The sequence below is a fragment of the Kitasatospora sp. NPDC097643 genome (genome assembly GCF_040302625.1).
Taxonomy (GTDB): domain Bacteria; phylum Actinomycetota; class Actinomycetes; order Streptomycetales; family Streptomycetaceae; genus Kitasatospora.
Window position 1 is genome coordinate 54,384 of record NZ_JBEOSA010000028.1, and the last position, 18,331, is coordinate 72,714.

The 18,331-nt window shown below is 74.3% G+C and carries 15 protein-coding genes; 8 read left to right on the plus strand and 7 right to left on the minus strand.

Annotated elements, in window-relative coordinates:
* Window positions 1-36: 36 nt before the first annotated feature.
* Window positions 37-1,383 carry a cytochrome P450 gene (locus ABTY15_RS19445; RefSeq protein ID WP_350592348.1) on the minus strand — a complete coding sequence of 449 codons (1,347 nt, stop codon included), beginning with the start codon at window positions 1,381-1,383 and terminating at the stop codon, window positions 37-39.
* Window positions 1,384-1,696: 313 nt separating this feature from the next.
* Here ABTY15_RS19445 and ABTY15_RS19450 point away from each other — a divergent pair, with 313 nt between their 5' ends.
* Window positions 1,697-3,106 (plus strand): amidase, encoded by a 1,410-nt coding sequence (locus ABTY15_RS19450; protein ID WP_350592354.1) that lies wholly within the window; start codon window positions 1,697-1,699, stop codon window positions 3,104-3,106.
* 6 nt (window positions 3,107-3,112) lie between these two features.
* On the opposite strand, the gene ABTY15_RS19455 is transcribed toward ABTY15_RS19450, so the two are convergent.
* Entirely contained in the window at window positions 3,113-5,092 is a 1,980-nt protein-coding gene (locus tag ABTY15_RS19455) for an FUSC family protein (protein ID WP_350592359.1), read from the minus strand.
* Window positions 5,093-5,510: 418 nt separating this feature from the next.
* Between ABTY15_RS19455 and ABTY15_RS19460 the strand changes: the two genes are divergently transcribed.
* The 7 genes from ABTY15_RS19460 to ABTY15_RS19490 all read left to right on the plus strand — a co-directional run bounded on the left by ABTY15_RS19460 (window position 5,511) and on the right by ABTY15_RS19490 (window position 14,333).
* A complete protein-coding gene (locus tag ABTY15_RS19460) occupies window positions 5,511-6,593 on the plus strand; it encodes a phytanoyl-CoA dioxygenase family protein (RefSeq protein ID WP_350592367.1) in 1,083 nt (360 codons plus the stop codon).
* Complete coding sequence (locus ABTY15_RS19465) at window positions 6,575-7,894, plus strand: DUF6271 family protein (protein ID WP_350592371.1); 1,320 nt, start codon at window positions 6,575-6,577, stop codon at window positions 7,892-7,894. The genes ABTY15_RS19460 and ABTY15_RS19465 overlap by 19 nt, the downstream gene beginning before the upstream one ends.
* A gap of 197 nt (window positions 7,895-8,091) precedes the next feature.
* A complete protein-coding gene (locus ABTY15_RS19470; protein WP_350592615.1) occupies window positions 8,092-9,258 on the plus strand; it encodes a type III PLP-dependent enzyme in 1,167 nt (388 codons plus the stop codon).
* A complete protein-coding gene (locus ABTY15_RS19475) occupies window positions 9,255-9,875 on the plus strand; it encodes a GNAT family N-acetyltransferase (RefSeq protein WP_350592375.1) in 621 nt (206 codons plus the stop codon). The genes ABTY15_RS19470 and ABTY15_RS19475 overlap by 4 nt, the downstream gene beginning before the upstream one ends.
* Entirely contained in the window at window positions 9,875-11,086 is a 1,212-nt protein-coding gene (locus tag ABTY15_RS19480) for an MFS transporter (RefSeq protein WP_350592381.1), read from the plus strand. Before ABTY15_RS19475 ends, ABTY15_RS19480 begins: the two co-directional genes overlap by 1 nt.
* A gap of 304 nt (window positions 11,087-11,390) precedes the next feature.
* Window positions 11,391-13,490, plus strand: coding sequence for a tetratricopeptide repeat protein (locus tag ABTY15_RS19485; protein WP_350592387.1), 2,100 nt, complete (start codon window positions 11,391-11,393; stop codon window positions 13,488-13,490).
* 102 nt (window positions 13,491-13,592) lie between these two features.
* Window positions 13,593-14,333 carry a PIG-L deacetylase family protein gene (locus tag ABTY15_RS19490; RefSeq protein ID WP_350592392.1) on the plus strand — a complete coding sequence of 247 codons (741 nt, stop codon included), beginning with the start codon at window positions 13,593-13,595 and terminating at the stop codon, window positions 14,331-14,333.
* A 12-nt stretch (window positions 14,334-14,345) separates the two neighbouring features.
* On the opposite strand, the gene ABTY15_RS19495 is transcribed toward ABTY15_RS19490, so the two are convergent.
* From ABTY15_RS19495 to ABTY15_RS19515, 5 genes are all read right to left on the minus strand, one after another.
* Window positions 14,346-15,083 (minus strand): DedA family protein, encoded by a 738-nt coding sequence (locus ABTY15_RS19495; protein ID WP_350592399.1) that lies wholly within the window; start codon window positions 15,081-15,083, stop codon window positions 14,346-14,348.
* Window positions 15,084-15,133: 50 nt separating this feature from the next.
* Entirely contained in the window at window positions 15,134-15,331 is a 198-nt protein-coding gene (locus tag ABTY15_RS19500; RefSeq protein WP_350592404.1) for a DUF1918 domain-containing protein, read from the minus strand.
* Between the two features lie 120 nt (window positions 15,332-15,451).
* Window positions 15,452-16,147, minus strand: a complete 696-nt coding sequence (locus tag ABTY15_RS19505) for a TetR family transcriptional regulator (protein ID WP_350592412.1) — start codon at window positions 16,145-16,147, stop codon at window positions 15,452-15,454.
* Between the two features lie 103 nt (window positions 16,148-16,250).
* Complete coding sequence (locus ABTY15_RS19510) at window positions 16,251-17,147, minus strand: universal stress protein (protein ID WP_350592420.1); 897 nt, start codon at window positions 17,145-17,147, stop codon at window positions 16,251-16,253.
* A 192-nt stretch (window positions 17,148-17,339) separates the two neighbouring features.
* On the minus strand, window positions 17,340-18,215 hold the full coding sequence (locus ABTY15_RS19515; RefSeq protein ID WP_350592430.1) for an N-acetylglucosamine kinase: 876 nt from the start codon (window positions 18,213-18,215) through the stop codon (window positions 17,340-17,342).
* Window positions 18,216-18,331 lie beyond the last annotated feature (116 nt).

The window sequence follows — 18,331 nt, forward strand, 5'->3', positions numbered from 1 at the left end:
GGGGCCGCCGCGTCGAGCCCGCCGGGTCGAGCCCGCTCAGCGCACCCGGCGGGTGAGGGTGGCGGTGAACGGCCGGGGCGAGAGCGAGGAGCTGCGGGTCGGGCGGACCGGGCGCCCGGGGGTCGGGGTGACGGTCCAGCGGGCGGCGATGGTGGCGACGGCGAGGACGGCCTCGGTGGTGCCGAAGGCGTCGCCGATGCAGCGGCGGGCGCCGAGGCCGAACGGCGTGTAGGTGCCGGGGGCGGGGCGGGCGGTGAGCCAGCGGTCGGGGTCGAAGCGCTCGGGGCAGGGGAACAGGTCCGCCCGGTGGTGCAGCAGGTACGCGCTGTAGAGCAGGGTGGCGCCGGCCGGGACGTGGTGGCCGCCGAGCTCGGTGTCGGTGGCGACGGTGCGACTGAGCAGCCAGACCGGCGGGTAGAGCCGCAGCGTCTCGGCGACGATCCGGGCGGTCAGCGGCAGCGCGGGCAGGTCCTCGTACCGGGCCGGGCGCCCGGCGAGCACCGCGTCGAGTTCGTCGTGCAGGCGCTCGCGGATCACCGGGTGGGCGGCGAGCAGCACCCAGGCCCAGGAGAGGGCGGCGGCCGTGGTCTCCATCCCGGCGAGCAGGAAGGTGACCACCTGGTCGTGGATCTCGGCGTCGGAGAGGCCCTGCCCGTCCTCGTCGCGGGCGCTGAGCAGCACGGACAGCAGGTCCTGGTGGTCGCTGCCGGCGGCGCGGTAGTCGGCGATCAGCCGCCGGGTGATCTCGGCCAGGTCGGCGCGGGCGCGCCGGAAGCGCCGGTTGCCGGGGGTGGGGAGCCGGTCGACGCCGGGCAGCGGCATCATGACGCGCCGGCCGACGCCCCGGGTGATGACGTCCATGCTCTCGTGCACGGGCAGCGAGCCGGCCCGCTCGTGGGCGGCGAACAGGCAGCGCGCGGTGACGGCGGTGGTGAGGCGGTACATCGCGGCGGGGACGTCGATCGTGTCGCCGTCGCGCCAGGGCGCGGTGGTGCCGGCGATCTCCTCGGCCATCATCGCCGCGTAGCCGGGCAGCCGGTCCCGGTGGAACGCGGGCTGGAGCATGCGGCGTTGGCGCCGGTGCGCGGCGTGCGGGCAGGTGGCGAGGCCGTCGCCCATCACCTCGCGGGCCTTGTCGAGGACGAGCCCGCCCTTGTCGTAGACGCGGTCCTCGGTGAGCAGTCGGCGGACCAGGTCGGGGTGGCAGGCGACGTAGACGGCGAGCGGGCCGAGCTTCAGCCGGACGAGGTCGCCGTGGGCGGGCAGGCCGGCGAGGAACGCGTGCGGGCGGCGGACGAAGGCGGGGGCGTGGCCGAGCAGGGGGAGCGCGCCGGGGGCGGTGGCCGAGGTGTACGGGGCGGACTGCGTGGACTGGGCGGGCACGGGCGTCACCTTGGATGGGGGAGTGGCCGAAACGGTTCGTGATCGCCACCTTTCCCGGACGCGCCGGGCGAAACGATCCTGGACCGGCGGGTGGGGTGAACGTGGGGGCGCATGCCGAACGCCCGTGCGCCGTCGGGCGGTTGGGGAACAGCCGTGGTGCCGCCGGTCGCGCGGATGCGCCCCGGGTGCCGGGAACACGCGGCGGCAGGCGCCGGTCCGCGCGGTGGCGCGGGGGGTATCCGCGGGCGCGGTCGCACGCCTACACTGCGAAGCTCTTGCGAGACTACTGGTCAGTAGGGAATGGGGAGTTCGGATGACCGACGAGCGGGCCCACGCGTTCGCCGACGACGCACTCGGCGAGCACGACGCGGTGGCGCTGGCCGCCCTCGTCCGCGCCGGGGAGGTCACCCCCGGGGAGCTGGCCGCGGCCGCCGCCGCCCGGGCCGCGCGGATCGACGCGGCGCTGACCCCCGTCGCCCACCCCTCGTACGAACGGCCGCGGACCGGCCCGGTCGGCGCCGCCGGACCGCTGTACGGCGTGCCGACCTTCCTCAAGGACAACGTGGACCTGCGCGGCCTGCCCACGGGCATGGGCAGCGAGGCCTTCCGGGCCCACCCGGCCCGCCGCAACGCCCGGTTCACCGATCAGCTGCTCTCCACCGGCCTGGCCGTGCTCGGCAAGACCAGGCTGCCCGAGTTCGGGCTGAACGCCTCCACCGAGTACGCCACCGCCCAGCCGGTGCGCAACCCGTGGAAGACCTCGCACTCGGCCGGCGCCTCCTCCGGCGGCGCGGCCGCCCTGGTCGCCTCCGGCGTGGTGCCGATCGCGCACGCCAACGACGGCGGCGGCTCGATCCGCATCCCGGCGGCCTGCTGCGGCCTGGTCGGCCTCAAACCCACCCGGGGGCGGCTGGTCGCCAACGCCCAGGGCGGCAAACTGCCCATCGACATCGTCACCGACGGCGTACTGACCCGCTCCGTCCGGGACACCGCCGCCTTCTTCGCCGCCGCCGAACGCCACCACCGCAACCCGAAGTTGCCCCCGCTCGGCCTGGTCGAGGGCCCCGGCGAGCGACGGCTGCGGATCGGGCTGGTGGTGGACTCGCCGATCGCCACCACCGACGAGCCGACCCGCAAGGCCGTCGAGGAGACCGCCGAACGGCTGGCCGCGCTCGGCCACCACGTCGAGCCGGCCACCCTGCCGTTCGACGAGGAGTTCTCCCGCGACTTCGTCCTCTACTGGGGCTACATCGCCTTCGCCATCGCGGTCAGCGGCCGGCTGATGCTCGACCGCAGCTTCCGGGTCAACCGGCTGGACGGCCTGACCACCGGTCTGCGCCGGCTCTACCAGCGGGAGTTCCTGCGCACCCCGGGCGTGCTGCGGCGGCTGCGCCGGGCCGAGGCGGTGTACGCGGGCGTCTTCCGCCGCCACGACGTGATCCTCTCCCCGGTGCTGGCCCACGTCGCCCCGCCGATCGGGCACCTGAGCCCGAACGTGGCCTTCGACGAACTGATCGAGCGACTGCTGCGCTACGTCGCGTTCACCCCGGTCAACAACGTCAGCGGCGGGCCCGGCATCGCGCTGCCCACCGGGGCGGCGGGCAGCGGCCTGCCGATCGGAGTCCACCTGTCGGCCGCGCACGGGCAGGAGCGGCAGCTGCTGGAGCTGGCGTTCGAGCTGGAGACGGACCGGCCCTGGCGGCGGATCCAGGACCTTTCCTGAGGGGCCTCAGCCGCTGCCCGGTGCGGCGATGGCCCGGGCGGCGGCCACCTCGTGGTGCAGCCGGGCCAGCGCGCCGCCGGAGGTGGGCACCCCGTCGTCCGGGGTGGGCGTCTCGCCGTCCGGGGCGGGCCGGGGTGAGTCGGTGCGCAGCGCCCGGGCCAGGTCGTTCAGCTCCCGGGTGACGGCGGCGACCTCGGCCGGGGACGGCGCCGGCGCGCCGTGCTCGACCCGGACCCGGGTGGCGGTGGTGGTGTCCACGATCCGCTCGACCGCGATCACCAGCGGCCACCAGGCCTCGGCCCGGGCCCCGACCGGGGGCGGCTCGGTGAGCGCCCGCTGGAACTCCGAGCGCACCGTGGAGAGGTCCCGGTAGAGCCGGCGCCGGTACCGGGCGCGGGCCGGCTGGTCCCGCCCCGGACCGGCGGCGAAGGCCAGTGAGACGTACGCGGCGGTGTCGGCGACGGCGTCGGCCAGCCGGTCCCCGATCCGGGTGCGCCAGGACTCCGGCCACAGCAGGTAGCCGGCCAGCAGGGAGATCGCGCAGCCGATCAGCGAGTCGTACAGCCGGGGCAGCACCAGGTGGAAGCCCTGGTGGTTGAGCAGGTCGGAGAGCAGCAGGATCACCGGGGTGATCGCGGCGGTCTGGAACGCGTAGCCCTTGACCGACAGCGCCGGGATCAGCATCGCCAGCAGCGCCATCACCGGGACGTCCCACCAGCCGTGCGGCACCTCGGCCAGCACCGGCATCGCGATCAGCAGCCCGGCCGCGGTGCCGAGCGCGCGCAGCACCGCGCGGGAGAACACCGAGCCGAAGTCGGGTTTCATCACGAAGGTCACGGTGAGCGTCACCCAGTAGGAGCGGGGGACGGCGATCACCGACACCAGGGTCTGGGCGAGGCCGATGCACAGCGCCAGGCGCAGCCCGTACCGCCAGGACGCCCCGGACAGCAGCAGGGCGCGGGCCGCCCGTCGGGCCCGGACCCGCAGGGCGGCGGGGCGGCCGAGCCGGTCGCCGGTGGCGTCCGGGTCCGGGTCGGCCTCGTGCACGACGGTGGCGGCGTGGCCGATCGCCTCGACCACGGCGCGGCTGGACGGCCCGGTGGGGGCGGGGAGGGCCAGGGGCGGCGCGGGTCCGGAGCGGCCCCGTTCGACGTCCTCGGCCAGCTGCCGGACGGCCGCCGGGTACGCGGCGGGCAGCGGGCCGGCCTCGCGCGGGCGCAGCCGTACCGCGGAGGCCGCCTCGACCACCGGGATGACCGCGTTGAGCTGGGCGAGCAGTCGCACCAGGGTGGGGGAGCGGCCGTGCCGGCGGGCCCGCCGGGCGAGCAGCAGGTCGTAGGACTGGTTGAGCTCCTGGGTGAGCGTCTGGCGGCTGCGGTCGTGGTCGGGCGTGCCGGAGTCCGCCAGGAAGTCCGCCACCGCCCGGTAGGTGGCGGCGATGGCCGAGCGCTCCGGCGTGCCGCCGCGCAGCGGCCAGGCCAGCAGGGTGAGGGCGAGCACCAGCAGGCCGCCGAGCAGCAGCAGGCCGGGCGGCAGCCACCACGGGGAGGGCAGCGGCAGGCCGGCGCCGACCACCGCGTTCAGCAGCAGGAGCAGCCCGGAGACGGAGGCGACCGCGCCGATCGAGGAGATCATGCCGGAGACCAGGGCGATCAGGGTCAGCACGGCGACGGCCGTCCAGCCGGTGCCGTACACGAGGGTGCCGAGCAGCACCCCGAGGGCGCCGAACAGCTGGGGCACGGCGATGTTGAACACCCGCATCCGGTAGGCGTCCGCGGTGTCGCCGATCACCCCGGACAGGGCGCCCATGGACACCAGCGCGCCGTACCCGGTCTGCCCGGTGGCCGTGCCGACCGCGAGCGGCGCGGAGAGGGCGATCGAGGCCCGGGCCACCGCCGCCCACGGGACCGGGGCGGGCTCGGGCCGCAGGCCCGCGGTCAGCCAGGCGGGCGGGGCGAGCCGGGCGGCTCGCGGGCGGGGTGCCATAGGCCCAACGTACGGCGGGATTAACGGACGCGCGGCGTGCGCGGTTCAACCGGCGGCCGGCCGTCTTATGTCAATTCCCGAAACATTCCCCGGGTTCCCGGGTTATGTCGGTTTCCGGAACATAAAGCGCTGCGAGAGCGTGCGTGAGCTGCGTGGATTTCCCTATCGGTAACCGGCGGCGAAGGGTTGACACCATAAGTTGGTCTAGTCCAACGTAGGGGAGCGCGGTTCGGCAAAGGCTGAGGTGGAGTGAGAGTCCTTGCCGGACGGGCGAGTTGCCCCCACGGCGTGGCGCTGAATCCACGGCCCGGGGGCTGGGCGGGGCGGAACGTATGCGGACCGGTGTGCCGTCCGCGCGCCGAATTCCGAGGCGTCCGGGAAGCGCCGCATCGACTACGAACCATGGGAGGGACAGCTCATGCCGACCCCTGAGGGATATCTGTACCGGGCCGCCACCGACCGCCCCTACTTCAGTGCGGACGGGGAGACCTACCTGGCGCGGACCGCGCTGCGCGAGGTCGAGAAGCGGCGGCCGCTGCGCGTGCTCTCGGAGGAGGACTTCGCGTTCTGGCAGACCTACGGCTACGTCGTGGTCAGGGAGGCCATCCCGGCCGAGGCCGCGAAGCGCCTGCTCGACTTCACCTGGGACTTCCAGGGCCTCTCGCCCGAGCGCCCCGAGGAGTGGTACCGCGAGCGCGACTACCGCGACGAACTCGACCAGCACCTGCACATCTACGGCTTCGTCGAGGCCTACCACCACCAGCTGATCTGGGACAGCCGGCAGACCCGACGGGTCTACGACGCCTTCGTCGACGTGTGGGACTGCGAGGAGCTCTGGGTCACCCTCGACCGGCTCAACCTCAACCCGCCGAACGTCCGCAACCGCGACCGTGCGCACATCGAACCCACCGACACGGGCTTCGACATCGAACTGCACTGGGACGTCGACACCACCCAGGGCATGCTGCCGCAGCGCGTCCAGGGCATCATCGCGCTCAACGACACCCGGCCCGACCACGGCGGCTTCCAGTGCGACCCGGAGCTGTTCCGCCGCTTCAACCAGTGGCAGGCCGCCCAGCCGGCCGACCGCGACCCGATCCGCCCGGCCGTCGACCGCACCGAATACCCGGTGGTGCGACCCGAGTTGCGCGCCGGCGACCTGCTGATCTGGAACGGGCTGCTCGCCCACGGCGTCGCCCGCAACACCTCGGAGAACGGGGTGCGCGCCGTGCAGTACCTGTCGATGATGCCCGCGCTGGAGGAGGCCGGACCGCTGCGCCGCTCCCGGGTCGACTCCTGGCACACCCTCGCCACCCCGGACTGGAACCGCACCCTGGTCGGCGACCCCGACCGGCCCGAGTCGCTGCGCTACGGGCGGGCCGAACTGACCGAGCTGGGGGAGAAGTTGCTCGGCCTGCGGTCCTGGAGCGGTGACCTGTTCGAGGATCACGAGCCGCTGGACGAGACAACGGGGGAGAACGAATGCGTGCCGTCTGCCTGACCCTGCCGACCAACCGCGAGTGCGTGGCCACCATCGCCGCGGTCGGGGCCGAAGCCGCGTACGCCGCACGGCGGTTCGGCGTCCAGGTGCACCTGCTGATCCTGGACTCGGCCGAGCCCGACACCGTCGAACGGCACGCCAAGGCCGTCGCCGACCTGCCCGCCGCCGCGCACGTCCTGGTGCGCCACCTGGACGAGGACGCCCAACGCGCCCTGCTGCGCGAGGTGATCGAGCGCTCCGGCGCCGCCGAGCCGCACCGGCTGCTCGACCTCATGCTGCCCGGGGCCGTCTCCTACGGCGCCTGCACCAACCGGGCGTTCCTGCTCGCCGCCGCGCTCGGCTGCACCTCCGTGCACCGCCGCGACTCCGACAGTCGGTACCAACTCCTCGGCGGCGAACCGGTGTTCCCGATCGAGCACGAGCTCGCCGCGCTCGGCCGCACGGCCGCGGACGTCGCCGCCTCTGGCGTCGTCACCGCGCACCACCTCGACCCGGCGCACGCCGACAAGCCCGTCGCCCTGGTCGGCGGCTCCTTCGTCGGTGAACTCTCGGTCGACCTCGGCGAGATCCGCGACCTCGACCCCGAGGCCTACCAGCGGATCGTCGGGCTCTGGGCGCCCACCGGCGCGAGCGAACAGGAGCGGAGCGAACTCGTCGCCGACTCCTTCACCGGCGGCGGCACCGACCCGTTCACCCACGACCGCGCCGTGCTCGACCTGCCCGACATCTGGCGGATCGACATGTGCAACGTCGCCCTCGACCACGAGGTCTACGAACGCGTCCCGCTGCCGCCCGCCACCGCGACCATCGGCAGTGACTACTTCCTGCTGCACGTGGTCCGCGACGCCACCCTGCCCGGGGTGACCCACAACCGGCACATCGTCAACTACTACACCCCGGAACGGCGCACCGGCCCCGGCTTCACCGCCTACCAGCTGCGCTACGTCAAGTTCCTGCTCTCCATGCTCTACCTCTACCCGGTCTACTTCGACCTGGAGGCGGCGGCCGGCGCCCTGCTCGACGAGGAGCACCACGTGCGCGCCGACCTGATCGCCGACTCCGCCCGCCGCAGCGCCGCGACCGACCGCGCGGAGAACCACCGGCGGCTCGCCGTCCTGGACCACTGCTACCGGCAACTCGGCGGTAAGTATGCCGAGTTCGCCGACCACCTGGCGCCCCTGCGGGCGCGTCTGCTCGACGAGGCGCAGGCGGACATCGAGGACTTCGCGCTGCTGATCGACGCGTGGGGCCCGCTGGTGCGGGCGGCCAAGGCCACCCCCGTCGACCGGCCCGCGTGGTAGCCGGACCGACCGGGAGCCCTGTTGTGATACGTCAGACACGCCAGAAAACCAGCCGTCGCGACCACGCCGACGCTCGTCGTGACCATGCGGACGGCCGTCGCGAGACCGCCAACCACCGCGCCCCCGGGCAGCCCGCCGCCGCGCACACCCGGGTCGCGCCCGAGGCCGCCCCCGACCGCAGTGCCCTCCGCGCCGCGCTGGCCGCCGCCACCGAGGACACCATCATCTACGACCTGGACGGGATCGGCCGCCAGTACGCCGCCCTGTGCGCCGAACTGCCGGGCGTGGCCGTCCGGTTCGCGATGAAGGCCTGTCCGGTGGACGAGGTGCTCGACCGCCTCGCCGCGCTCGGCTCCGGCTTCGACGCGGCGAGCCCGCAGGAGATCGCCCAGGCGCTGCGCACCGGGGTGGCACCCGAGCTGATCCACTACGGCAACACCGTCAAGTCCGACCGCAACATCGCCGAGGCCTACCGGCTGGGCGTGCGCGACTTCGCCACCGACTGCCTGGAGGACGTCGCCGCGATCGCCGAACACGCCCCCGGCTCCCGGGTGTTCTGTCGGCTGGCCACCACCGGGGACGGCGCGCTGTGGGGCCTCAGCCGCAAGTTCGGCTGCTCGCCCGAGGACGCGCTGCGCGTCCTCGACGCCGCGCGCGCCGCCGGGCTCACCCCGTCCGGACTCTCCGTCCACGTCGGCTCGCAGCAGATGACCGCCGAGGCCTGGGGCGCGGCGATCGACTCGCTGGCCGCCGTCCTGGAGGCTCTCAACTGGCGTGGCATCACGCCGGATCGGATCAACCTCGGCGGCGGCCTGCCCGCCCTCGGCGTGCTCGACCGCGGCGGCCGCCCGCTGGAACCGCCGCTGGACAAGATGTTCGCGGTGATCCGCGAGGGCATGGAGCGGCTGCGCGCCGTCAACGCCGCACCGCTGGACTTCCTGCTCGAACCCGGCCGTCACCTGGTCGCCGACCACGGCGCCATCCGCGCCCACGTCGCCCGGCTCTCCGCCCGCCGCCAGCTCGACGGCACCCAGGAGGACTGGCTCTACCTGAGCTGCGGCAAGTTCAACGGCCTGTACGAGATGGACGCCCTGCAGTACCGGCTGGAGTTCCCCACCCACCCCGGCGGCCAGTTCGTCAACGCCGTGGTCGCCGGCCCGACCTGCGACAGCGACGACGCGTACGCGGCCGAGGGCGGCCTGGTGCGCGTCCCGCGCGCGATCGCCTCCGGCGACCCGGTCTGGATCCACTCCTGCGGCGCCTACGCCGCCGCCTACACCACCCGTGGTTTCAACGGCTTCGAGCCGCTGCCGTACACCTGCGTCGGCGGCCCCGCAGCGGCGAAGGAGGAGCCCGCCGGATGACCGACGTACGGATGAGCGACCCGATGACGGACATACGGATCCGGGCCCTCGACGAGGAGGACTGGGACCCGCTGGTCGCCCTGGAGGAACGCGCCTACGCCGCGGGCGGCCTCTCCGAGGGCCGCGAGGCACTGCGCTCCCGGCACCGCGCCTCGCCCGACACCTGCTTCGTCCTGGAACACCGCGGCGGTTTCGGCGGCTACCTGCTCGCCCTGCCCTACCCGCTGTACCGGTGCCCCGACCTCAGCCGGGCCGAGGCCGGCGGCTCGCGCGGCGGTGGGCGCGGCAGTGCGCGCGGCACCAACATGCACGCGCACGACCTGGTGATCAGCGAGGAACTGCGCGGCCACGGCCTCGCCCACCGGATGCTGCGCCACCTGGAGCACACCGCGCGGGCGGCCGGCTACCGGACCATCTCCCTGGTCGCCGTCCGCGGCGCCCACGTGGTGTGGAGCCCGCTCGGCTACCGCGCCCGGCCCGAGGTGCCGCTGCCGGAGAGCTACGGCCCGCAGGCGGTCTACATGGCGATGCCGCTGGAACCCGCCCCCGCCGACCTGCCGACCCCCGGCCCCCGAACCCCCGAGCTGTCCCCACCCACCCGAGCCGAACTGGGCTGATGCACATGTCCCCCGTACGCGACGACTTCCGCCGGTCCCAACTGGCCATCGCCGCACTGTTCTTCGTCCTCGGGTTCCAGTACGCGACCTGGGTCTCCCGGATCCCCGCGCTGAAGACCCGGCTCGACCTGAGCGAGTCGCAGATCGGCCTGCTGCTGATGACCTGCGGGGTCGGCGCGGCCGTCTCGTTCCCCCTGGTGGCGGCGCTGATGCGGCGGTTCGGCTCCCGGCTGCTGTCGGTGCTGTCCGCGCTCGCCCTCGGCGGCGTCCTGCTCGCGCTGTCCGTGGTGCCGAACTACCCGGTCACCCTGCTGGTGCTGTTCTGCGACGGCGTCGCCGTCGGCTGCCTGAACGTCGCCATGAACGCCCAGGGCGCGGCGCTGGAAGCCCGCCACCAGCGGACCACCATGTCCCGCCTGCACGCCACCTTCAGCGCGGGCTCGCTGCTCGCCGCCCTGCTGGCCTCCGGCGTCAACGCCTTCACCGGCACCCTCGCCGTGCACTTCGGCCTCGCCGCCGCACTGCTGGCCGCACTCGTCGCGGTCGCCCGCCCCGGGTTGCTGGCCGAGCAGCCGGGCGAGCGGTCGGCCGAGCCCGCCGAGGGCCAGGGGAAGGAGCGCCGCCGATTCGCCCTGCCCGCCGCCGCGACCCTCTGGATGGGCCTGGCGATGGTCTTCGGCACCGTCACCGAGGGCGCCATGAACGACTGGTCGGCGCTCTACCTCAGGGACGTCGTCGACGCGGGCGCCGGACTCGCCCCGATGGGCATCGCCGTCGTCTCGACCATGATGGTGCTCGCCCGGATCTTCGCCGACGGCTGGCGCACCCGGTTCGGCGACGGCCCCGTCGTCCGTGCCGGCAGCCTGCTCGCCGGCGCCGGACTCGCCCTCGCCCTGCTCGCCGGCGGTGTGCTGCCGACCCTGCTCGGCTTCGCCTGCGTGGGCCTCGGCGTCGCCGCCGTCACCCCCTGCGTCTACGTCGCGGCCGCCCGGCAGGGCTCCGAGGCGCTCTCCCTGGTCGCCGCCATGGGCACCACCGGCCTGCTCGCCGGGCCCGCCGTGATCGGCTTCGTCGCCGACGCCAGCGGCCTGGTGTGGGGCATGGCCGCCGTCGCCGCCTCGGCCGCCGTGGTCTCGCTCTGCGCACTGCGGATCCCCTGGCCCGCCCCGACCCCCAGCACCGACCTGCGCCTCGCCCCGGACGCCAGATAGCACTCGACCGGTCGGCCCGTCAACCCTCGCCCGGCACGCCCGCGCCCCCGTCGCGGACGTGCCGGGCGAGCCATTCGCGCCGCGCGAACCGCGCTCACCGCTGCCCCGGGTGCCGGTACGTACGGAGATGGTTGAGGTGCCCATGGTCGAGGCCGAATTGGCCGTTCGTGAATGCCGTCACGGCCCTTTTCGCCGTGGCCACGGACCCCCTAGGCTGAGCCGCCCTGACGGACCATCAGGTTGGGAAACCCATGAATCCGACCAACGTGCCCGCGCCGGGATCGAGACCGGAGGTGCGGGGCCTGTGACCTATCGGGAAACTCCTGGAATCGGCGCGGGCAGCGTGCGCAACTCGGCCGACATCGGCCTTGCCCTGGGAACGGTGATCCAGGGCCGGGACATCAGCATCACGCTGCCGTCCCGCATCACTCCGGCGATGGCCGGTCTTCCCCCGGTCTCCCCGGTCTTCACGGGCCGGGCCGGGGAGGTGGAGTCCCTGATCGGCGAACTCGCCCCCACGGCGGAGACCTCGCCGGTGATCACCCTGGTCGGTCTCGCCGGCGTCGGCAAGACCGAACTGATGCTGCACGTGGCCTCGAAGGCCCTCGCCCGGGACGGATGGTTCCCCGGCGGCGTGCTCTACGTCGATCTGCAGGGATACGACCCCGCCCGACACCGGACGCCGGACGAGGCCCTCGGTCTGCTGCTGCGAGCCCTCGCCGTCCCCGCCGAGCACGCGGCCGGCGACACGGACTACCGTTCCGCGCTTCTTCGCAGCATTCTCTCGACCTACGCGAGGGCGGGGCAGCGCATCCTGCTCCTCCTGGACAACGCCTCCGGCGACGACGACCTTAGCCCGTTGCTGCCCTCCGACGGCGCCACGGCCACGATCGTCACCTCCCGGGACGAACTCGGGCTCAGCTCGCGGCGCCACCACGTGGACACCCTCGACGACGACGCCGCCCTGTCGCTGCTTCGCGCCGCGGTGGACCTGGCCCACCCCGGCGACGCCCGTCTCGACGAGGATCCGGGACACGCCGTCGCGATCGCGCGCTGGTGCGCTGGGCTGCCCCTCGCCCTGAGCATCACGGCGGCACTGCTCGCCGACCTCCCCACCCGGCCCCTGGTCTCCCTCGCCGCCGATCTCGCCGCCGAACACACCCGCCTGCAGAAACTCAATCTGCACCGGCGCGCGAAGGCGGTGCGGGCCGCCTTCGACCTGTCCTACCGGCGGCTGACCGCCGAACAGCAGCGGGTGTTCTGCCTCATCCCGTTCAATGCGGGCCCTGACCTGTCGACCGCCGCCGTGGCCCGGATGGCCGGCCTGGCCGCTGACGACGCCGAACGCGTGCTGCGGGAGCTCGCGCGCGCCAATCTCGTCAAGCCCGAACACGAGTGGGGTCGCTGGACACTCCACGACCTCGTCCGGCTCTATGCCGACGGGGAATCGCGCCACCTGTTCAGCGACACCGAACGTTCGAGCGCCATCGGGCGTCTCCACACCCACTACATCGACACCGCCGTAGCCGTCTACGGTCTCCCGGTCGAGCACATGCCCGAAGCGCGGGACGCGTCGCTGCCACGTGAGGTGTCGCAGCTGCCTCGTCCGCTCGGAGTGGCCGCCTACCTCGTCAGCACCTACCTGGCCGCCGCCGTCACCTCGGCCGAGCAGAACGTACCGGCGCCTCCCGGGGGCCGCGCCGCGGACACCGCGATCACCGACTGGGAGGAGGCGCGAAGCTGGTTCAAAGCGGAGGGTGCCAACCTCATGGCGGCTCTGGAGCAGGCCGTCACACGTCAGCAGCACGAAGCGGCGTTCCAGCTCGGAGCCTGCCTGACCCGCCTGCTCAGGCTGGAGCTACGTCTCGCCGAAGCACGGACGGTCGCTGCGGCCACCCTGAGCGCGGCCGGCCTCGTGGGAGACCGGCGGGCCGAAGCCTGGGCCCTGAACAGCCACGCGGTCACCCTGGCCACCGGAATCTTCAGCACTCAGGTCGCCGAAGCACTCACGTTCCACGAGCAGGCGATCGCCCTCTACGAGCAGCTCGGCGAGCGGCAGGGGCTCGCCTGGGCCCTCAACGGCTACGGCATCAACCTGCGCAGGGCGGGGCGTCTCGCCGAGGCGTTGACCGCTCACCGTCGCGCCCACGAGCTCTACACGGACCTGGACGACCCGGTGGGCCGGGCCTGGGCGCTCAACAGCCTGGCCATCACCCTCACGAAGGCCGGACGGGCGCACGAGGCCGTCGACCACCATGCCCAAGCGATGTCCCTCTACACCCGCAACCCCGCCGGCCTCAGCTGGGCAGCACAGAGCTCACAACTCAGTGACGTCTCGAAGTTGTGGTCTCAGGTCAGCACGACATTCTCCAACTGGTGGCAGCGACGGAAGAAGCGCAAGTAGCCACGGCGCCGACCACGCCCGGTGTCTGACGGTGCGTCCGTGACGCGGGTTGTCTAGAGTCGCCTGCGGTACGACCGTACGACCGAGAGGCGTGAGCAGACCATGACCGAGCAGGCCCCCGAGCCCTTCGAGCCCGTCACCGAGGACTGGCAGACCGCGCTGGCCGTCGTCGCGCACCCCGACGACATGGAGTACGGCGGGGCCGCGGCCGTCGCCCGCTGGACCTCGCAGGGCAAGAAGGTCGTCTACGTGATGGTCACCAGCGGCGAGGCCGGGATCGACTCGATGAGCCCCGAGGAGTGCGGGCCGCTGCGGGAGGCCGAGCAAATCGCCTCGGCGGCCGTCGTCGGCGTCGACACCGTCGAGTTCCTCGGCCACCCGGACGGCATGCTGGAGTACGGGCTGCCGCTGCGCCGCGACATCGCCCGGGCGGTGCGGCGCCACCGGCCGGACATCGTGATCACCAGCAACTTCCGCGAGACGTACGGCGGGGAGTTCCTCAACCAGGCCGACCACATCGCGGTCGGCCGGGCCACCGTGGACGCCGTCCGGGACGCCGGCAACCGGTGGGTGTTCCGGGAGCTGCTGGACGAGGGGCACCAGCCGTGGAACGGGGTGCGGCAGGTGTGGGCGGCGGCCTCGCCGGACGCGCGGCACGCCGTGGACACCACCGACCACTTCGACCTCGGGGTCGCCTCCTTGCAGGAGCACAAGGCGTACCTGGCCGGGCTCGGCGGGGCGATGGCCGACGCGCACGAGTTCCTGGAGGGCTTCGGGCGGGGTGCGGGCAGCCGGCTCGGGGTGCGCTTCGCGGTGCCGTTCGAGGTGTTCCCGATGAGCTGAGGCCCGGGGGGGTCACCCGGCGTTCTCGCCGCTGCTGTCTCCGTTGTCGCCGTTCGGGTTGTTCCCGCCCGGGTTGTCGCCGTCCGGGTTGGCTCCGTCCGGGCCGGCGCCGGTGTCCTCGCGACGCCGGCGCCGGTAGCGCAGCACCTGGCGGAGGATGAGCACGGCGGCCAGCACACCCAGGCCGATCGCCAGCCAGAGCTGGTAGCGGATCGCCGTCCGGTACACCGCGCCGATGTTGGCCCCGGCCAGGTAGCCGAAGGTCGCCCAGACGCCGGTCCACAGCGCCGCGCCGAGCAGGTTGAACGGCGTGAACCGGCGCCAGGGCATCTCGGTCGTCCCGGCGATGATCCCGTTGGTCTGGCGCAGCCCGTCGACGAACCGGGCGACCGTGACGACCTTCCCGCCGTGCCGGGCGAAGAAGCCGTCCGCGCGCTCCATCCGGGCCGGGGTGAGCAGCACGTACCGCCCCCAGCGGTGGACGAACGCGCGCCCGCCGGTGTGGCCGATCAGGTAGCCGAGGCTGTTGCCGAGCGAGGCCGCGGCGAAGGCGATCAGCACGACGGCCGCGAAGTCCAGGTGCCCGGCGCCGGCGTAGACGGAGGCCAGGATGAGGATCGTCTGGCCCGGCACCGGGATGCCGCAGTTGTCCAGCAGCACGAGCAGCGCCACCGCGAGGTAGCCGTAGTGGTCCAGCAGTGGCGCGAGCCCGGCGAGTGCCCCGGGCAGCGGGGTCGACGGGGCGGACACCGCGCCTCACCACCTCGCCCCGGGACGGCGCGGGGTGGCGGGGGCGTCGTTCAGCGGTCCGCCGCGGTACGGGGTTCGATGTTGCAGTCGGGGCCGGGGTAGATCAGGCCCTCGTGGCCGTCCTCGAAGCGAACCATGTACGGGGGCTCGCCGTTGGTGCCGCGGACCTCGATGATCTCGCCCTTCTGGTCCACCATGCCCACCGACCTGCTGTGGATGTGGAGCTGGTCACCTACCGCTGCGTGCATGGTCTGCTCCTCGGGTCGTGGTGCCGCGTCCGCGGCCGGTCTGCTTCCACTGTGCTGCGGCGCGGGCGCCCTCGCAACGGCTCGGGCGGACGGGATCCGAGGGACTCCCGGTGGCCGCGCTCAGTGGGCGGGCAGTTGCTCCGCGCTGGGCAACTGCTCCGCGAGGTAACAGCGAACCAGCCGCTTGCACTCGCCGATCAGCGCCGGATCGCCGTCCGGATCGCTGCGGAAGGCCAGCTTCAGCACCGCGTCGGCGGCCTCCAGGGCCACCCGCAGGGCGAGCGTCAGCGCCGCCGGGTCGCCCGCTCCGAACAGCTCGCCACCGAGGGCCTGGAGCCGCAGCGCCACCGCCGTGTTGTTGTCCACGCCCTCGTCGAGCAGGTGCAGGTCGTCCCGGACCCCGGCCGGGACGACCGCCCCGGCCAGTCCGAAGTCGACCTGGCCGAAGCCGGGCACCGTGCGCTTCATCGCGACGAACTCCTCCACCGCCAGGTCGGTGAATCCGGCCGGGCCGACCGGCGCGGTGGCCGCCAGGAGGTGGTCCAGCCGCTGGAGGTACTGCTCCAGGTTGCGGGTGGCCAGCGCCGCCAGCAGGTCCTCCTTGCCCGCGAAGAACTGGTACAGGGTGCCGATCGGCACGTGCGCGCGGTGTGCGACCTCCTTCGTGGTGAGCGCGGTCGCGCCGACCTCGTCCAGCAGCCCGGCGCAGGCGTCCAGGATCCGGCCGTACCGCTCCTGGCTGCGCTGCTGGACCGGCCGCCGGCGGGCCGCCGGGGCCCGCCCGGTGCTCTGGTGACTCCTGGTGTCCGCGCTCATGCCGTCACTCTGCCGCATCCGCTCTGCCAGGGGCGAATCACCGGGACGAGTCGCCGCGGTGTTCGCCTGCCGGGGCGCTCCGGCGTGCCGGCCCAGAGGTGGTTCAGGGGTGCGGGACGACCGCCACCGGCGCGGGCGAGTGGTGCAGGACGGCGTGGGCGACCGCGCCGAGCCGGGGACCGACCGGCAGCGGCCGCTCCCGCCGGCCCACCACGACCAGCGAAACGTCCTGCTCGGTCGCCGAGTTGATCAGTGACCAGGCGGCGCCGTCGAACCGCAGCTCGGTCACCACCGCGACACCCGGGTACTTCGCCCGCCACGGCGCGAGCGCCTCCTCCAGCGCGGCCCGGGCGGCACCCTCCTGCCCGACCGGGTCGACCGGCGGCGGGACCACCCCGCCGTAGACCCCGACCGGGGTGAGCTGCCAACTGTGCACCGCGCGCAGCGGCACGTCGCGCAGCGCCGCCTCCGCGAAGGCGAAGTCGAGCAGGGCGTCGGCGGGCTGGTGGACGTCGACGCCGAGCAGCACCGCACCGTCCGCCCGCCCGACGCCACCCTCACCGGTGGCCGCGTGCCGGGCCCGGACCAGCACCGCCGGGACGGCCGAACGGGCGGCCACGGCGAGACCGACCGAGCCCACCACCAGACCGGCGAAGCCGCCGATCCCGCGCGAGCCGACGACCAGCAGCTCGGCCCCGGCGCTCGCGCGCAGCAGCCCGTCCACCGGGTCGGCCCCGATCAGGTCGGTCTCCACGGCCAGCCCCGGGTACGCGGACCGCAGCCGCTCCGCCGTACCCGCCAGCGCCTCCACGGCCGCCGGCTGCAACCCACCCGGGCACGGCGTACCGGCCTCGGCCACCGCCCCGACAGCCAGCCACGGCCAGACGTGCACCAGCCGCAGGCCGACGCCCCGGGCAGCCGCCTCCCGAGCGGCCCAGTCGGCGGCCGCCTCGCTCTCCGGCGACCCGTCGAGGCCGGTGAGGATCTGTCGCGTGGTCATGAAAGCCCCTCCCTGGGCCGACCCGGCTACGGCCGCCGGGCGATGCCACCACCTTCCCGCCCCCCACCGCACCCCGCCCAGTGCCGGACGACACGCTGCTGCCCAGGACCTTCGACCCCTGCCACCCCATGCCGCGCACAGGAAGTCGGCTCGGTCGACTTCCTGCGTATGGGGATGGGGATGGGGATGGGGTTATCGGGTTGGGCAGGTGGCGAGGTGGGCGGCGGCGGTGGCGGGGTCGGTGTGGGGTAGGCGGGGGGACAGGTCGGCGAGGAGGGTGAGGAGGCGGGTGTGGACGGGGCCGGGGGTGGTCGCGACGGAGCCGGTGAGGACGAGGGGGTGGCCGGGGCCGGCGGCCGTGGTGCGGACGAGGGCGGCCAGGTGGGCGGCGGCGGTGTGGGCGATGGCGAGGGCGGTGGCGTCGCCGTCGTCGGCGAGCCGGGAGACGAGCGGGGCGAGGGTGGCGAGGCGTCGGGGCGGGCCGGCGTAGGCCCAGTGCAGCAGGGCGGCGGGGGAGTCGGCGGCGCACTGGGCGAGGACGGCCGCGCCGAGGGCCCCGGCCGGGTCGGCGTGGGCGTGGCGGACGGCCTCGCGGCCGAGCCAGAAGCCGCTGCCCTCGTCGCCGAGCAGCCAGCCGAGGCCGCCGCCGCGCGCGACCGCCCGTCCGTCGGCGAGCCGCACGCAGACCGCGCCGGTGCCGGCGATCAGGACGGTGCCGGTGCCGTCGGTGACGCCGCCGGAGGCGAGCGCGGGAACGGTGTCGGGGACCAGCCGGACCGGGCAGGGCAGGCCGAGGGCGGTCCGGCAGCGGTCGGCGAAGCCATCCGGGCGGGCCAGCGCCCCGTACCCGGCGAGGCCGATCAGGCAGGAGGCGACCCGCCCCGGCTCCCGCCCGCCCAGGGCGGCCGCCACCGCCGTGGCGAGCGCCGCGAGCGCGTGCTCCTCGCCTGGCCCGGCCGGGTTCGCGCCGGGGCCCTCGCCGCGCCCGTGGACGGTGCCGGCGGCGTCCAGCAGGACGGCCCGGGTCCGGCTGCCGCCGGCGTCGACCCCGAGGTGGAGGGTGGTCATCGGGCGGCTCCCGGCGGGGGTGGGATGCGGTGGGGTCCGAGGACCCCAGGTTACGTCCGGTCCACCGCCGCGCCCTGAGCTCGGCGCCGGGGGGGGAGGTGGCGGCGGGGCCGGGG

What these genes read in the sequence shown, in the direction of transcription:
- ABTY15_RS19450 (WP_350592354.1), top strand. Translation starts at nt 1,697, where the DNA reads ATGACCGACGAGCGGGCCCACGCGTTCGCCGACGACGCACTCGGCGAG.
- ABTY15_RS19455 (WP_350592359.1), bottom strand. Translation starts at nt 5,092, where the DNA reads ATGGCACCCCGCCCGCGAGCCGCCCGGCTCGCCCCGCCCGCCTGGCTG.
- ABTY15_RS19460 (WP_350592367.1), top strand. Translation starts at nt 5,511, where the DNA reads ATGCCGACCCCTGAGGGATATCTGTACCGGGCCGCCACCGACCGCCCC.
- ABTY15_RS19465 (WP_350592371.1), top strand. Translation starts at nt 6,575, where the DNA reads ATGCGTGCCGTCTGCCTGACCCTGCCGACCAACCGCGAGTGCGTGGCC.
- ABTY15_RS19475 (WP_350592375.1), top strand. Translation starts at nt 9,255, where the DNA reads ATGACCGACGTACGGATGAGCGACCCGATGACGGACATACGGATCCGG.
- ABTY15_RS19480 (WP_350592381.1), top strand. Translation starts at nt 9,875, where the DNA reads ATGCACATGTCCCCCGTACGCGACGACTTCCGCCGGTCCCAACTGGCC.
- ABTY15_RS19490 (WP_350592392.1), top strand. Translation starts at nt 13,593, where the DNA reads ATGACCGAGCAGGCCCCCGAGCCCTTCGAGCCCGTCACCGAGGACTGG.
- ABTY15_RS19500 (WP_350592404.1), bottom strand. Translation starts at nt 15,331, where the DNA reads ATGCACGCAGCGGTAGGTGACCAGCTCCACATCCACAGCAGGTCGGTG.
- ABTY15_RS19505 (WP_350592412.1), bottom strand. Translation starts at nt 16,147, where the DNA reads ATGAGCGCGGACACCAGGAGTCACCAGAGCACCGGGCGGGCCCCGGCG.
- ABTY15_RS19510 (WP_350592420.1), bottom strand. Translation starts at nt 17,147, where the DNA reads ATGACCACGCGACAGATCCTCACCGGCCTCGACGGGTCGCCGGAGAGC.
- ABTY15_RS19515 (WP_350592430.1), bottom strand. Translation starts at nt 18,215, where the DNA reads ATGACCACCCTCCACCTCGGGGTCGACGCCGGCGGCAGCCGGACCCGG.